We start from the raw sequence: 14868 nt of genomic DNA on the forward strand, positions 1-14868 counted from the left end.
CAGCTAGCGACGCCTGGCATGACGGCAAGCCGATTAATTGGCTTGCCGTCCATGAAGTTTCGCGTTCGGCCAGAATCGGATGTCAAGGCCCGAACGCCAGAATCTGGCCGCCCCGCGAAACCGGTTCGGCCTGAATGGTTTGTCAGGCTGCAATTCGTGCCTTAATCGACTTCTTCGAACGCTCCTGTGCGAACGTCACCGTTGCGCATGTAGCGGGTAATCAGCACGCCGCCAGGCGTGCTGGTCGAGTGCGCCAGAGTGAAGGCGGATGCAAGTGCGTTGTCGCCGAACAGGCGCTTGCCGCGTCCAAGTATGACGGGGTAAATCAGAAGCCGAAGCTCGTCCACCAAGCCGGCTACGAGCAGTTGGCGCACCATGTCGCCGCTACCAAACGTCAATAGGTTAGCGCCGTGCTGACGTTTAAGCGTGCGTATCGCGTCGGCAAGGTCGCCCTCCAGCGCATGACTGTTCTGCCAGTCAAGGCTACCGGATCGATGCGTGGCCACGTGCTTGGTTACGCTGTTAAACAACTCAGCGATGGCGCGGCTGCCTGAATCGGCCGGTACGCGCGGCCAATACGCAGCGAATATGTCGTAGGTGCAACGCCCCAGCAGCAACTCGAACGGCTGCGACAGCAGGTCCTGCAAGTCTTGGTTCGTGTGTTCGTCGGCATAGGGAACTATCCAGCCACCAAGGCGGAATTCGCCGCCCGGATCTTCGCCAGGTCCGCCAGGGGATTGAATCACGCCATCCAGGCTGATGAAAGCGGAAACGATGAGCTTGCGCATAATGTTCTCCAAGTCGACAGACCCAGTCGGTCCGTAGATACGACGAACGATTCGCATGTGGATCGACAACCAGCGCAGGGGGTTACACGTGCTGGGCGCGCCACGCCCAACCCTGAATCAAGCCATGCATCGAAGCGGCGTCGGCTTGAATGAATTTTGGCCTTCACCTGAGCGGACGTCTTATGCGATGTTCGCTTTGGGTCGAGGCTGCGTGAAAACGTGTTGATCGCCTTTAGCTAGTCAACACGCTTTCCGATGGTGGCCCATGAAGCGGTCCATCGCGAACGCGCGCTTCGGCCGAATCGTCAGACGATGGCGCTGGCGAATACTCCCTTTCCGAGACGTGGCGCTCAGCGCGACACCGTGCTGAAGACCTGTTTGGCGCAGCCCAACTTTCATTCGAAAATTTGTCGGCCAGACGACGACACTTCGCTCGCTGCGCATCGTTCACAATCGCTGAAGCTCAAGCCAGACAAGGCTTCGCGCGATATGGCATGGACTCTGCTCTATACCGCGTCCCAGCCGTAGCACGACCCGCCCATCCATCGAAATCGGATGCGTCGCACCGGATGCACGCCTGGAAGCCATGTGTCGCGCCCCGTTCGGCCCGATACGCAATCGACCAGGTCGCCGACCGGAGGACGTCGTGTTCATCTTGCTCATCTATCTGTACCCGTTATTGCGAAAGGCGCTCGATCGTGCTGAATACAGCCGTCGCGACGCGTACCTCGCGTCCGCCGTCGACATGGGCGACCTCGAACGCCGCATGTATTCGATGGAGATCGATCGCTGAGGTGACAAGCCAACGCGCCTTCGATCGATCAGTCCGGACGCCTGGGCATGCGCGCCGGCGTTCCGGTCATAGCCAGCTACCCGCGCCGAGCCGATAGTGGAGACTTCCCCGGTCCGGCATCCGCGCACCAAACTCCTGAGTTCCATGAACGACATGAACAGCACTATCGCATCGCAAACCTTCGCATCGGCAACGTCGGTGATCGCATTGCATTGCTCTGGCTCGGGGGCGGCTCAATGGCGCAAGCTCGGCGAGGCGCTTGGCTCACGCCACGCGTTCGTCGTGCCCGAGCACTACGGTTGCGACAGCACGGGCCCGTGGAGCGGCGAGCGCGCATTCACGCTCGCCGACGAGGCCGCAAGGACCATCGGCATCATCGACGCCTCGCGCGGCAAGGTGCATCTCGTCGGCCACTCGTACGGCGGTGGCGTGGCGTTGCGCGCGGCCGTCGAACGGCCGGAGCGCATTGCGAGCCTGACGCTTTACGAGCCCTCGGCGTTTCATCTGTTGAAGGTGATGGGCGCGCACGGAGCGCACGCGCTTGCGGAGATCATGGCGATCTCGAAGCGCACCGCCGACGGCGTGAGCCGTGGCGACTACCGGGGCGCGGCGGCTTCGTTCGTTGATTACTGGGGCGGCCGGGGCGCGTGGGACGCGCTGCGACCCTCGGTGCAGGCCGCGCTCACGCGCTGGGCGCCGAAGGCGCCGCTCGACTTCAGCGCATTGCTTGACGAACGCACGCCCGCAAGCGCGTACACGAGCCTGCGTGTGCCGGCGCTGATCATGCGCGGCCAGCACGCACCTGTCCCAACGCGCGCGATCGCCGAGCGGCTGCCGATGCTGCTGCCAGCGGCGCGTCTTGCGATCGTCGAAGGTGCGGGACACATGGGGCCGGTCACGCACGCCGACGACGTCAACGCGATCATCGTGCGGCATATCGCCGAGGCGGATGCGACGGCTTGAACATCGCACTGTGATGCCGCCTCGCGGCTTGCGCCGCGGCCACGGGGCGGGGAAGTCCTTTCATTCGCTTGAGCAGCGCATCGAATTGGCCTCGTCGGGTGACATCGCGCGAACGGACGTTCGAGATTGAGCTTGCATCTGGACCGTATAGAGCGCATTCTCATAGGGTCCGGTGTGGTCGCCTATGCGTTCTACATTGGTTTGCCGCGGTTTGTCGATCAGTCAGGCTGACGGCGCAGCGCACCACACCACATCAATTCGTTACCGATCTTCGCGGCTGCAAGCTGCGGGCGCGTCTATACCGAGCGCTTTATCTGTTGGCAGTTCGCCTCCCGAACGTCCGGGCGTTGATCCGAACTCTTTCGATCCGGCCTCGGGCCACGGCCCTGAGATCGTCATGCTCGACGTCGCAGTCAAGGACGCAAGAGCGACGCGCCTTCAGGAGCGTTGCATCGGTGTCGCCATATTTTTCCCTCTTGGATTGGAGCAGTATGTCATCGCAAACTAAAGTGTCCTCATCCGTGCCTGTCAGGCAAAGCGAGTTCGCTGTTGCTCAGAAGGCGCGTGCTTCTGCACTGGAGCGAGCAGACAGTGAGCGCGCTCAGAAGCGGCTCGACAGCGACGCTCGCCTTGATGTTAACGCGAGCAAGTGGCGTTATGTTTGTCCGGGCACCTAGATGAGAAAAAGCACCGAGACACTCAGCTTTCCCAACCCGAGCCGCAGCTATGACTCCGCGAGACATTGCGTGTGTTTCTGGGGCTACGACAATTCGCGCGAGATTTCTTTTCTGGTCGACGACGAGTCGCTGACGAAGCTGAACCCCGATATGGGGGCGGGCGAAACCGCGCTGCTCGCGACGTTCGACCGAAACCGCGAGCGAATTCTGGGGCTGGCCAAGAGCGCTTATACCGGCGGCCCCCAGAACAGATATGCGATTCACGTTTAAGGTCGCAAACCGGGGATACTGGGTATTCGGGGCATGCGCATCGTCGGCGGCTGGTTCGGTTCGCCCGCTGCTTGCACGATTCCAGGGCATGGCGAGGCGCCGATCGTTTTCCGAAAGAGTTGGATGAGAGGTCGAAGCGGGCCCATACTAAGCTTTGGAAAATCGACTGGGGATGTCATGTGGACTTGCATACGATGCGAAGCGAAGGTTCTGGATTCCGATGCCGAGCCCGCAGTCGACAGCTTTGGTTGCTATTTTGTTTGTAGGCGTTGCTCACGCCGCAACACGCTCATCAATGCGTCGAGCACCGGCACAATCGTGCTGATACAGGCACCCGACAAGAAGCCGCGATGGATTGCCCGAAACGCACTGCTGTTTCCGTGACCGGCTTCGCTGTATGCATTACCTGCGTTGGTCGGCCGAGCGCATCGCATCCCGGTCGCCCGTTAAGAACGGAACATGCGATGCGATACAACACACTTACGGGAACGATAATGGCAACAGGTACGGTCAAGTGGTTCAACGATGCGAAGGGATTCGGTTTTATCACGCCCGACGAAGGGGGCGATGACCTGTTCGCCCATTTCTCGGAGATTCGCGCAGAAGGATTCAAGTCGCTGCAAGAGAACCAGAAGGTGAGTTTCGAGGCGAGAAGCGGACCGAAGGGACTGCAGGCATCGAATATCCAGCCGCTTTAAGCTACGCGGCACGCGAGTTGCAAAAGTTCTGGCCCGCTGATGCGGGCATTTTTTTCGATTGTCCACGAAGGACTAATCTTTCCTCCGTCCGCCGGTCTGGTGGTCAAGGCGGAGGATCACTGGAATGGACGGGCCGCAGAGGGCTAGCGCTGTTATGAAGGGCGCCTGGCACGCGAGACGGTATCGTGAAAAAGGCATTTCTCGACGCTACTCGAAGCGGCAGACGCGCCGTTCTGCAAATGGTTCGAAGGCGGCAAACTCAAGGCCGGTGCAAAGCTTGCGCTACTGCGCCAACCGGGACGGCGAGGGTCAGTCAAAGTTGTAGAGTAAGCACGAATGCTAAATCCAAGCCCCCGGGAATATAGCTTGCTTACCTGAGCCATTCAGCGCACTGTGGAGAGGTCCGATGCACCTGACCGCCGAATTGCATCGACATTCTGATTTCCATGACGGTCGACGCCGCGCTTAGGAGCGGACGATGACAACCTGCACTTTGCAATATCGCGGGCACGAACTCCGTGGCTCTTCTGTGCAGGTCTTCCCAGCGCCGGAGAATCCGTTCGCAACGGGCCCGAAGCAGTTCACCTCTGTCGTCCAAATCGACTCGATTCCCTCGGGCTGTGCTCTCCCGAGACGCTATCGCACACAGTTCGGCAATGACAATCCCGTCAGCGCCGCCGAGGCACTCGATCTGGCGATGCAGTATGGGAAGGACATCGTCGACGGCAAGGTTCAGGCTCGCGGTTTGTAACGCCGCGCCCGTCGCGCGCTGCTTACCGCAGTCAGGCGGGAAAAACCCGCCTCTAAACTGGAGCAGGAAAATGATAATCGACATCATCGATGGCGAGGTGAGCCAGGGCGAGCTCGCTGAGCGCAAGAATCAGCGCTATGCCGCAGACGCCGCGACCGACGATGGAATGCGTGGCCTGCCTGACGACGCGGCCGGCGCGTATGGATTGCAGAGAACGGTGCCGATGCGATGGACAGCGCATCCGGGACGATCAATGGGTGCAGGCGCCGGCGTGATGCATTCGAGGTAAGCAATTGATGTCGCGACACGATGGCAATTCCGAAACGGCCTTACGAAGGACACGACCATGAACGACGAAACCCCGCGGAGCTATCGGGGGCTTGAGATTTATCCGCTGGTCTACCCGCACACGCCTCGCAGCCCTGGCGGCACCATCCACTATGACGAAGGCTTCGATGCGTCGGTCAGGATATCCCGGCCTGGAAAAGACGCGGCAGCGGCGGCAAGCCGCATTTTTCGTGTCCCCGCACGGGTTCCATTTAGCGGAGCGGGCGAGGCGCGCCTTGCGTCGGCGCGTTACGCAGAGCGTTTGATTGATGGCCAGATCGACGGTGAATCCATCGCCATCTAATGAAGCGATCGATGGCGGAGAGACCGGGTATCGGTTGACGAAGTCGGCAGTGCATTGAAGCGGCAGCCCGGCCAGCGAACACTGGCCGCGGAACACCGCGGGCCAAAGTACCCGGCACTACCGCGTCTGCACATGAGCCTTGCGATCGGGGCGCTGCAAGCGGTCTCTGATGCCGACGTCACCGGCTGGTGACTTGACCTCTATTTCTCACCTATATCGACGCTGCGGGCTGGATCACCGGGTCGGTGATTGAAACTGATCCGCTGGTAGGGTCATTTTGCGAGCGGACATGCCATCCGCGCTTCAGCGGACATCGCTACATGCGCAGACCGGACAGACCTGGCTGCTCTGCCGAACGCGGATAGCGAAGAGAATGCCAATCCCCACACGAAGTTTGCGGGTGACCATTCGATGGATGTCCGATTATTCGGTGCATGCACGCCGGACTCGCGCAGAACGCGCGTTCGCGCCCCGAATTGGTGCGCTCGCGCCAAAACGTCTCGGCGTCATGCCGTTCGCCGCACCCGCACTGTTGCGCCTCTTTGGGTCAATCGGCCGCTTACGCCCGCTGCGCGGACGCATTGTTCGTATGATGGAGGCGCGCAACGCCACGAAATAGAATTGGCATGAAAGCTGCGTAAGCTGCGATGGCATTTGGTTGCCGCACGCCAGGAGTGGCGCCGCGGCACTTGCATCGCACGCTTGAAATTGCCAGATGGCGGGAAACAGGCCACGGCGCATGCGCGTGATGAGGGCCTCGGGGATCGGGCGATGGTGCTTGCCGCCAGGACGCGGGAAGGAACGCGGCCGGTGCGCCGCCGCGGCGAGAGCAATCGGGTGGTGTGACCCGGGAGGCGATTGCGAGTGCAACCAAAAGTAAGACGGGCCGCCAGCCCGGGATGCACTTCACATGGACGACCGGTTAATGACGCAAGCTTTCTTCAACGAAATGTTCGAGCGCTGCGATCTGCAGGCAGCCGGCGTATCGGCGGCGGCGTTTCGCGGTACGGGCGCTCCGCGCACGCATTATCGCGAGTTCATCGACTGGCTGAGCGCGCAGAGCGACCAGCAGATCCGCAACAAGCGCGCGGAGGCGGACCTGAACTTCCGGCGCGTCGGGATCACCTTCGCGGTGTATGGCGCGAAGGACGAGCCGGGCGTCGATCCGGAGCGGACCATTCCCTTCGACGTGATCCCGCGCATCTTTCCCGCCGTCGAATGGGCCGCGCTCGAGCGCGGGCTGCGGCAGCGGGTGAACGCGCTGAACCGCTTCATCCACGACGTCTACCACAGGCAGGAGATTATCCGCGCGGGCATCATCCCGGCCGAGCAGATCCTCGACAACGCACAGTACCGGCCCGAGATGAACGGCGTGAAGGTGGTGCGCGACATCTACGCGCACATCGCGGGCATCGATATCGTGCGGGCGGGGCAGGGCGAGTTCTACGTGCTGGAGGACAACCTGCGCGTGCCCTCCGGCGTGTCGTACATGCTCGAGAACCGCAAGATGATGATGCGGCTCTTCCCCGATCTCTTTTCGCGCAACCGCGTGGCGCCCGTCGCGCACTATCCGGACCTGCTGCTCGACGCGCTGCGCGCAGCAGCACCCGAAGGTTCCGACAATCCGGGCATCGTCGTGCTCACGCCGGGCATGTACAACTCCGCGTACTTCGAGCATGCGTTTCTCGCGCAACAGATGGGCGTGGAGCTCGTGGAGGGGCAAGACCTCTTCGTCGAGAACGACTACGTATACATGCGCACCACGCAGGGGCCGCAGCGCGTGGATGTGATCTATCGCCGCCTCGACGACGACTTTCTCGACCCGCTCGTGTTCCGCCCGGATTCGACGCTCGGCGTGCCGGGCCTGATTTCGGCGTATCGCGCGGGCAACGTGTCGCTCTGCAACGCGGTCGGCACCGGCATTGCCGACGACAAGTCGATCTACCCGTACGTTCCCGACATGATCCGGTTCTACCTCGGCGAGGAGCCGATCCTCAAGAACGTGCCGACCTGGATGTGCCGCAAGGCCGACGACCTGAAGCACGTGCTCGATCATCTGCCTGAACTCGTCGTCAAGGAGACGCACGGGGCGGGCGGCTACGGCATGCTGGTCGGTCCGGCGTCGAGCGCGGCCGAGATCGAGGCGTTTCGCGCGGCGCTCGTCGCCAACCCGGACAAGTACATCGCACAGCCGACGCTCGCGCTCTCCACGTGTCCGACCTACGTCGAAGCCGGCATTGCGCCGCGCCACATCGACTTGCGTCCGTTCGTGCTGTCGGGCCATGATGTCCGCATGGTGCCGGGCGGCCTCACGCGCGTCGCGCTGCGCGAAGGCTCGCTTGTGGTGAATTCGTCGCAGGGAGGCGGCACGAAGGACACCTGGGTGCTCGAGCGCTGAAGCCCGCCGCACATCGACTAAAAGCAACTAGAAGCAACAAGAACCGGGAGCACCCATGCTGAGCCGTACCGCGGATCATCTCTTCTGGATGGCGCGCTACACCGAGCGCGCCGAAAACACAGCCCGGATGCTCGACGCGAACTACCAGTTATCGCTGCTGCCGCAATCCGACGAATACGCGGAACTCGGCTGGCGCGCGATGCTGTCGATCTCCGAGCTCTCCGGCGTCTATGCGGCCGGGCATCAGGGCATGAAAAGCCGCGACGTGATCGATTTCATGGCGCGTGATGCGTCGAATCCGTCATCGATCGTGAATTGCCTGCGCGCCGCTCGCGAGAACACGCGCGCCGTGCGCAGCTCGACGAACAGCGAGCTGTGGGAAAGCCTCAATACGACCTGGCTCGAATGCCAGCGCCTGCTCGCCGGCGGCATCCTGGAGCGCGACCCGTACGAATTCTTCGAGTGGGTCAAGTTCCGCTCGCACCTGTCGCGCGGCGTGCAGCTTGGCACGCTCGTGAAGGACGACGCGTTCTGGTTCATGCGCCTCGGCACGTTCATCGAGCGCGCCGACAACACCGCGCGCATCCTCGACGTGAAGTTCGAGATGCTCGAGCAGCGCGCCGACACTTCCGCCCAGCCGTTCGACTACTACCACTGGACCGCCGTGCTGCGCTCCGTGTCGGGCTTCGAGGTATACCGCAAGGTCTATCGCGACGTCATCACGCCGGAGCGCGTTGCAGGCCTCCTGATCCTGTACGGTGACTGGCCGCGCTCGCTCGCGGCGAGCATCGCGGAGGTGGAGCAACTGATCGGCCGCGTGGCGTACGGGCGCGCCAGCGAAACGGCGCGGCTCGCCGCGCAACTGTCCGCCGAACTGCGCGACGGCCGCATCCAGAACATCCTGAAGGGGGGGCTGCACGCATACCTCGTCGATTTCCTTGCGCGCGTGAACGACCTGGCGAGCCGCATCAGCCGCGACTTCCTCGTGCCGCTCGCGCCGCCGAAGCCGGCCACGCAGACGCAGTCCGGCGAGAGCCAGACGCAGACGCAATCGGGCGAGAGCCAGACGCAGACGGCCGGCGTTGCGGTCCGCTAGAGCGCACCGGTTGCCGGTCCGTATTCGCGATGAAGGCGTGTGACGCTCACTGCGGCTCGCACACCACCCGGAAACGGGTCAGGATCGACGTGCCGAACGTGTTGCTGATCGCGACGTCGGCGGCATCTCGCCCGCGCGCCATCAGGATGCGTCCGGTTCGCGGCGCGTTGTTGCGCGGGTCGAAGGTCTGCCACGTATTGCCGAGGTACGCCTCGAACCAGGCGCAGAAGTCCATCGGCGCATAGGGCGGAGGCAGGCCGACGTCGCTGATATAGCCCGTGCAGTAGCGCGCCGGGATGTTCATCGCGCGGCATAGCGCGACCCCGAGATGCGCGTAGTCGCGGCATACACCCGCGCCTTCACGGTAGGTCTCGCAGGCGGTCTTGGTCGGGCGCGCGCAGTTGTAGTCGAAGCGGATGTGCCGGTGCACGAAGTCGCAGATCGCGTTCACGCGCGCGCGCCCGAGCGGGGCGTGGCCGAACATGCGCCAGGCGTCGTTGGAGAGGAGGTCGGTTTCACAGTAGCGGCTGCCGAGCAGGAACTGCATGCACTCGTCGGGGAGTTCCTCGATCGAATGCTGGTAGCCGTCGGGCTCGGGCAGTTCGGGGCCGGGCGGCACGTCGAACACCGCGACGGACGAGAGCGCCAGTTGGCCCGCCGGCGCGGTGAGCCGCGTGCAGAGATTGCCGAACGAGTCGCAGTATTGCCGCAGCGGGACGAACGGATTGGTGTCGATGTGTTCCGGCACGATCACGTCCCGCGCGCGCGAGAAGTGCGTGTTGAGCATCAGCAGCATCGGCGTGGGCTGCGCACACTGATACACGAGTTCATAACCAACACGGAGTTTCATCGGTTTGACCTTTCCCGGGTGTACAACGTCCACATTGCGAAGTCCGGAAGGACGGCCGTTCGCGACTGCCGCCATCGGGCGCCTGTGCGCCGGCCGCGCGTCAGGGGCGCGTCGCCGGGGGCTCGCTGGTTTGCTTGGGCATCGGTTCGTCCGGCGTGGCGGCACTGGCGATCACCTTATGAACGAAACGCAGCTTGTCGATCACCCTCGGCGCGAGCGTGAACGGGTAGGCATCGGCAAGTCCGAGGCTGCGGTTCAGGCTGTTCAGCGCATAGGTCAGCGGAAACCAGCGCTTCATCAGGTTGTCGAAGGTCTCGTTCTCGATCGGCGTGCTGTCGGTGAGGGTCGGCTCGTTGCGCGCATCCGGGTTCAGTTCGAGCCCGCAGGCGGCGGCCGTGTCGATCGTGTCGACGATATGAAGGTAGTGCGCCCACGTCTCCGCCCAGTCTTCCCACGGATGGGTCGTCGCGTAGGCGCTCACGTACGACTTGTCCCAGTCGGCGGGCGGCCCTTCCTCGTAGTGCGTCTGAAGCGCCGTGGCGTAGTCGGCGCGCTCGTCGCCGAACAGTTCGCGAAACGGCTCCTCCCACTTCGTCCCGGTGACGAGCCGGTCGAAGTAATAGTGGCCGATCTCGTGCCGGAAATGCCCGAGCAGCGTGCGGTACGGCTCGCCCATTTCCGCGCGGGTCCGCTCGCGGTGGGCGTCGTCCGCTTCCGCGATGTTCATGGTGATGAGGCCGTTGTCGTGTCCGGTGAGGATCTTCTCGCCGACGCCGCCGTCCTCCATGAACTCGAACTGCAGGCCCGTTTCGGGGTCGTCCTTGCGCGAGTCCACGTGCAGCCCGAGCGCGGCGAGCGCGTAAAGGAGCCGGCGCTTCGCTGTTTCGAGGCGATACCAGTACACGCGGTTCTCGGGGCGCGACAGGTTCGGAATCGTGTGGCTCAGGCTGCATGCGGGGCAGAGGACGTCGGCGGAATCGGCAGGGAGCATCCAGTTGCACACGTTCTCGACCGCGTAGTTGTTGCACTGCTTGTAGAGCGCGCCGTTCGCCGACGCATGCAGGTTGCGCCAGACGCCTTCGCCCGCGGGCTCGAACGCGCATACCTCCGCCAGTTCGTGGACGTAGCCGAGCAGGGCGTCGCAGGACTCGCATTTCACGTTTTCGAAGAAGACGTGCTGTTCGCATCGATCGCAATGAAACGTTTTCATGGTGGGCCGTGGGAGAAAGACAAGGACAGACCCGAACCCGTCAGCAAACGACGTGCCAATCACGCCCTTGGCGGGTCGTGCGGCGTCGCGCAGACGGGTTCATCCGACAGGTTCACGTAAGCGAGGCCGGGGCTTCCGGCCGTCGGGCGGGCGCGGGGCGGACTTTGTGCCGTGCCCGGATGGTCCGCCGCTTGACCCGACGTACAATCCGCGATGGCGGCAACGGCATCGTCTCAATGATCTCATTCGTCCAGGAGCCAGGTGTGTCTATCCGCGTTGCGCTGAATCACATCACACACTACCGTTACGACCGCCGCGTCGCACTGGGACCCCAGGTCATGCGGCTGCGTCCCGCACCGCATTGCCGCACGCCCGTGCTGTCGTATTCGATGCGGGTCGAGCCGGCCGATCACTTCATCAACTGGCAGCAGGATGCGTTCGCGAACTACCAGGCGCGGCTCGTCTTTCCCGAGAAGACGCGCGAGCTGAAGATCACAGTCGATCTCGTCGTGGAAATGGCGGTGTACAACCCGTTCGATTTCTTCCTCGAACCGCACGCCGAGAAGTTCCCGTTCACCTATGAAGCGCATCTCGCCACGGAACTCGCGCCGTATCTCGTCAAGGCGGAGATGACGCCGCTTCTCGCGCAGTTCGTCGCGAGCATCGACCGGACGCCGGTGGGCACCGCTGACTTCCTGGTGAACCTGAACCAGCGCCTGCAGCGCGAGATCGCCTACGTGATCCGCATGGAACCCGGCGTGCAGACGCCCGAGGAAACACTCGAGACGGCGCTCGGCTCGTGCCGCGACACGAGCTGGCTGCTCGTGCAGATCCTGCGGCAGCTGGGGCTCGCCGCGCGTTTCGTCTCGGGCTACCTGGTGCAGCTGACGCCGGACCAGCCGGCGCTCGACGGCCCGAGCGGCACCGAGGTCGACTTCACCGACCTGCACGCGTGGTGCGAGGTCTACCTGCCGGGCGCGGGCTGGATCGGCCTCGATCCCACGTCCGGGCTGCTCGCCGGCGAGGGGCACATTCCCGTCGCGTGCACGCCCGAGCCGGGCAGCGCCGCGCCGATTTCGGGCGCCGTCGACGAGAGCGAGGTCGCGTTCGAGCACCACATGTCGGTAGAGCGCGTGCTGGAGACGCCGCGCGTGACCAAGCCGTACACCGAAGAGGTGTGGGCCGGGGTGCAGGCGATGGGGGCGCAGGTGGACAGCCGTCTCGCCGACATGGACGTGCGTCTCACGATGGGCGGCGAGCCGACGTTCGTCGCGGTGCGCGACCGCGACGCGGCGGAGTGGAACACCGACGCGCTCGGGCCGACCAAGCGCGGCTACGCGGTGGCGCTGATGGACAAGCTGCGCGCGCGCTATGGAGTCGGCGGTTTCCTGCATGTCGGCCAGGGCAAGTGGTATCCGGGCGAGCAGCTGCCGCGCTGGGCGATGTCGCTGTTCTGGCGCGCCGACGGCGAGCCGATCTGGAGCGATCCGGCCCGCTTCGCGGACGAGCGCGATCCCGGCCACTACACGCCGGCGGACGCAGAGCGCTTCCTCACGCACCTGACGAAGAAGCTCGGCCTCGATACGGCGCATATCCAGCCGGGCTACGAGGACACGTTCTACTACCTGTGGCGCGAGCGGCGGCTGCCCGTCAACGTCGACCCGTTCGAGTCGGAACTCGACGACGAAATGGAGCGCGTGCGCGTGCGCCGCGTGTTCGACGCGGGCCTCTCGACCGTGACGGGCTATGTGCTGCCGATCACGCGCGAGCGCGACCTGCCGATGCAGGCGCCGAGGTGGGTGAGCGGCCCGTGGTTCTTCCGCGACGACCGCATGTACCTGATTCCCGGTGACTCGCCGATGGGCTACCGGTTGCCGCTCGAATCGCTGCCGTGGGTCGATAAAGGCGACTATCCGTACCAGCATCCCCATGACCCGTTCTCGCCGCCCGTGCCGTTGCGCTCGGCGGCGGAATTGCGGATGCAGTACGCGGGCGGCGGGCTCGGGCAGGGTGATGCCGGGGCAGAGGAAGGCGCGCCGGGAGCGGCTGCGGACGGCACCGGCGAGGGCGCACAGCGCGCCGCGGCGGCGCGCGGGCCGGCTTCGGCAGCGGCGCACTCACAGCGTCTGCCGGCGCGGGGCGAGTCCGCGTCGTGGATTCGCCGCACGGCGCTTTGCGTCGAGACGCGCGATCCGGCCCGCGCGGCCGGGCCGAAAGTCGAAGCCGAGAACTTCGGCAGCGACAAGAGCCTGCTGCACGTGTTCATGCCGCCGCTCACCGAACTCGACGACTACCTCGACCTGATCGCCGCCGTCGAGGCGAGCGCCGCCGAATTGCAGATGAAGGTGATCGTGGAAGGCTATCCGCCGCCTCGCGACGCGCGTCTGAAGATGCTGCAGGTCACGCCGGACCCGGGCGTGATCGAGGTGAACATCCATCCGGCGGCGAACTGGGACCAGCTCGTCGATCACACCGAGTATCTGTACCAGTCGGCTCACGAGACCTATCTGAGCACCGAGAAGTTCATGACCGACGGGCGCCACACCGGCACGGGCGGCGGCAATCACTTCGTGCTCGGCGGGGCGACGCCCGGCGACAGCCCGTTCCTGCGGCGGCCCGACCTGCTCGCGAGCCTGATCGGCTACTTCATCAACCACCCGTCGCTGTCGTACCTGTTCTCGGGCCTCTTTCTCGGGCCGACGAGCCAGGCGCCGCGCATCGACGAAGCGCGCAACGACCAGTTGTACGAAGTCGAGATCGCGTTCAGCGAACTGCAGCGGCAACTCGACCGGCTCGGCGGGCGCGACTCCGCGCAACTGCCGCCGTGGCTGATCGACCGCACGCTGCGCAACCTGCTGATCGACGTGACAGGCAACACGCACCGCGCCGAGTTCTGCATCGACAAGCTGTATTCTCCCGACGGCCCGAACGGGCGCCTCGGCCTCCTGGAATTGCGCGGCTTCGAAATGCCGCCTCATGCGCGCATGAGCCTCGTGCAGCAATTGCTGCTGCGCGCGCTCGTCGCGCGTTTCTGGGAGAAGCCGTACACCACGCGCCTCACGCGCTGGGGCACGGAACTACACGACCGGTTCCTGCTCGGCACGTTCATCCGGATGGATTTCGACGACGTGATCGCCGACCTGAACGAAGCCGGATTCGCGTTCGATACCGAATGGTTCGCGCCGCATTTCGAGTTCCGCTTCCCGCTCGTCGGGTCGATCCAGGCGAGCGGCATCGAACTGACGGTGAGAAACGCGCTCGAGCCGTGGCACGTGATGGGCGAGGAAAACGCGCCGGGCGGGACGGTGCGCTATGTGGATTCGTCGGTGGAGCGGCTGGAAGTGCATGTGCTCGGCCTGAACGACAGCCGCTACGTGGTGACGGTGAACGGCGTGCCGCTGCCGCTTCAGCCCACCGGCCGCGCGAGCGAGCACGTCGCCGGGGTGCGCTTTCGGGCGTGGGCGCAGCCGTCGGCGCTGCATCCGTCGATCGGCGTCGATGCGCCGCTCACGTTCGACGTCGTCGATACATGGAGCAAGCGGTCGATCGGTGGATGCCGGTATCATGTATCCCATCCGGGCGGGCGCAGCTACGCGACCTTTCCGGTCAACGCCTATGAGGCGGAGAGCCGGCGTCGCGCGCGTTTCTTCAAGACCGGCCATACGCCGGGGCGCGTCGACGTGAAGGACCCGCAGCGCAGCCTCGAGTTTCCGTTCACGCTGGACCTGCGCCGCAGGAAATAG

General features: G+C 64.2%; 13 protein-coding genes. 10 read left to right on the plus strand and 3 right to left on the minus strand.

Features of this window, described 5'->3' with window-relative positions; genetic code table 11:
• Positions 1-161: 161 nt before the first annotated feature.
• Complete coding sequence (locus BG61_RS11245; protein ID WP_035938696.1) at positions 162-788, minus strand: dihydrofolate reductase family protein; 627 nt, start codon at positions 786-788, stop codon at positions 162-164.
• 646 nt (positions 789-1434) lie between these two features.
• Here BG61_RS11245 and BG61_RS40005 point away from each other — a divergent pair.
• The 9 genes from BG61_RS40005 to BG61_RS11290 all read left to right on the plus strand — a co-directional run bounded on the left by BG61_RS40005 (position 1435) and on the right by BG61_RS11290 (position 9065).
• A complete protein-coding gene (locus BG61_RS40005; protein ID WP_129572294.1) occupies positions 1435-1581 on the plus strand; it encodes a DUF3563 family protein in 147 nt (48 codons plus the stop codon).
• A 153-nt stretch (positions 1582-1734) separates the two neighbouring features.
• Positions 1735-2544: an alpha/beta fold hydrolase gene (locus BG61_RS11255; protein ID WP_035938693.1), complete on the plus strand. Its 810-nt coding sequence runs from the start codon at positions 1735-1737 to the stop codon at positions 2542-2544.
• 677 nt (positions 2545-3221) lie between these two features.
• The gene (locus BG61_RS11260; RefSeq protein ID WP_035938567.1) at positions 3222-3491 is read left to right on the plus strand and encodes a DUF1488 family protein; all 270 of its coding nucleotides are present in this window, start codon (positions 3222-3224) and stop codon (positions 3489-3491) included.
• A 494-nt stretch (positions 3492-3985) separates the two neighbouring features.
• The gene (locus BG61_RS11265) at positions 3986-4189 is read left to right on the plus strand and encodes a cold-shock protein (protein WP_035938566.1); all 204 of its coding nucleotides are present in this window, start codon (positions 3986-3988) and stop codon (positions 4187-4189) included.
• Positions 4190-4667: 478 nt separating this feature from the next.
• On the plus strand, positions 4668-4940 hold the full coding sequence (locus tag BG61_RS11270; RefSeq protein ID WP_035938564.1) for a hypothetical protein: 273 nt from the start codon (positions 4668-4670) through the stop codon (positions 4938-4940).
• Positions 4941-5010: 70 nt separating this feature from the next.
• The gene (locus BG61_RS11275; protein ID WP_035938562.1) at positions 5011-5229 is read left to right on the plus strand and encodes a hypothetical protein; all 219 of its coding nucleotides are present in this window, start codon (positions 5011-5013) and stop codon (positions 5227-5229) included.
• Positions 5230-5286: 57 nt separating this feature from the next.
• Positions 5287-5571 carry a hypothetical protein gene (locus tag BG61_RS11280; RefSeq protein WP_035938560.1) on the plus strand — a complete coding sequence of 95 codons (285 nt, stop codon included), beginning with the start codon at positions 5287-5289 and terminating at the stop codon, positions 5569-5571.
• A 925-nt stretch (positions 5572-6496) separates the two neighbouring features.
• Complete coding sequence (locus BG61_RS11285; RefSeq protein WP_035938559.1) at positions 6497-7969, plus strand: circularly permuted type 2 ATP-grasp protein; 1473 nt, start codon at positions 6497-6499, stop codon at positions 7967-7969.
• 55 nt (positions 7970-8024) lie between these two features.
• Positions 8025-9065, plus strand: coding sequence for an alpha-E domain-containing protein (locus BG61_RS11290; RefSeq protein ID WP_035938557.1), 1041 nt, complete (start codon positions 8025-8027; stop codon positions 9063-9065).
• A 46-nt stretch (positions 9066-9111) separates the two neighbouring features.
• Here the strand turns inward: BG61_RS11290 and BG61_RS11295 are convergent, their stop codons facing one another.
• Positions 9112-9915: a transglutaminase-like domain-containing protein gene (locus tag BG61_RS11295; RefSeq protein ID WP_035938555.1), complete on the minus strand. Its 804-nt coding sequence runs from the start codon at positions 9913-9915 to the stop codon at positions 9112-9114.
• A 100-nt stretch (positions 9916-10015) separates the two neighbouring features.
• Positions 10016-11125 (minus strand): zinc-binding metallopeptidase family protein, encoded by a 1110-nt coding sequence (locus tag BG61_RS11300; protein ID WP_035938553.1) that lies wholly within the window; start codon positions 11123-11125, stop codon positions 10016-10018.
• Positions 11126-11388: 263 nt separating this feature from the next.
• Between BG61_RS11300 and BG61_RS11305 the strand changes: the two genes are divergently transcribed.
• Positions 11389-14868, plus strand: coding sequence for a transglutaminase family protein (locus BG61_RS11305; protein ID WP_035938551.1), 3480 nt, complete (start codon positions 11389-11391; stop codon positions 14866-14868).

Source organism: Caballeronia glathei (assembly GCF_000698595.1).
In the GTDB taxonomy this organism is placed as follows: domain Bacteria; phylum Pseudomonadota; class Gammaproteobacteria; order Burkholderiales; family Burkholderiaceae; genus Caballeronia; species Caballeronia glathei.

Bases quoted from the DNA above. Each gene is read 5' to 3' on its own strand.
- BG61_RS11245 (WP_035938696.1), bottom strand. From the start codon at position 788: ATGCGCAAGCTCATCGTTTCCGCTTTCATCAGCCTGGATGGCGTGATT.
- BG61_RS11255 (WP_035938693.1), top strand. From the start codon at position 1,735: ATGAACAGCACTATCGCATCGCAAACCTTCGCATCGGCAACGTCGGTG.
- BG61_RS11260 (WP_035938567.1), top strand. From the start codon at position 3,222: ATGAGAAAAAGCACCGAGACACTCAGCTTTCCCAACCCGAGCCGCAGC.
- BG61_RS11265 (WP_035938566.1), top strand. From the start codon at position 3,986: ATGGCAACAGGTACGGTCAAGTGGTTCAACGATGCGAAGGGATTCGGT.
- BG61_RS11270 (WP_035938564.1), top strand. From the start codon at position 4,668: ATGACAACCTGCACTTTGCAATATCGCGGGCACGAACTCCGTGGCTCT.
- BG61_RS11275 (WP_035938562.1), top strand. From the start codon at position 5,011: ATGATAATCGACATCATCGATGGCGAGGTGAGCCAGGGCGAGCTCGCT.
- BG61_RS11280 (WP_035938560.1), top strand. From the start codon at position 5,287: ATGAACGACGAAACCCCGCGGAGCTATCGGGGGCTTGAGATTTATCCG.
- BG61_RS11285 (WP_035938559.1), top strand. From the start codon at position 6,497: ATGACGCAAGCTTTCTTCAACGAAATGTTCGAGCGCTGCGATCTGCAG.
- BG61_RS11290 (WP_035938557.1), top strand. From the start codon at position 8,025: ATGCTGAGCCGTACCGCGGATCATCTCTTCTGGATGGCGCGCTACACC.
- BG61_RS11295 (WP_035938555.1), bottom strand. From the start codon at position 9,915: ATGAAACTCCGTGTTGGTTATGAACTCGTGTATCAGTGTGCGCAGCCC.
- BG61_RS11300 (WP_035938553.1), bottom strand. From the start codon at position 11,125: ATGAAAACGTTTCATTGCGATCGATGCGAACAGCACGTCTTCTTCGAA.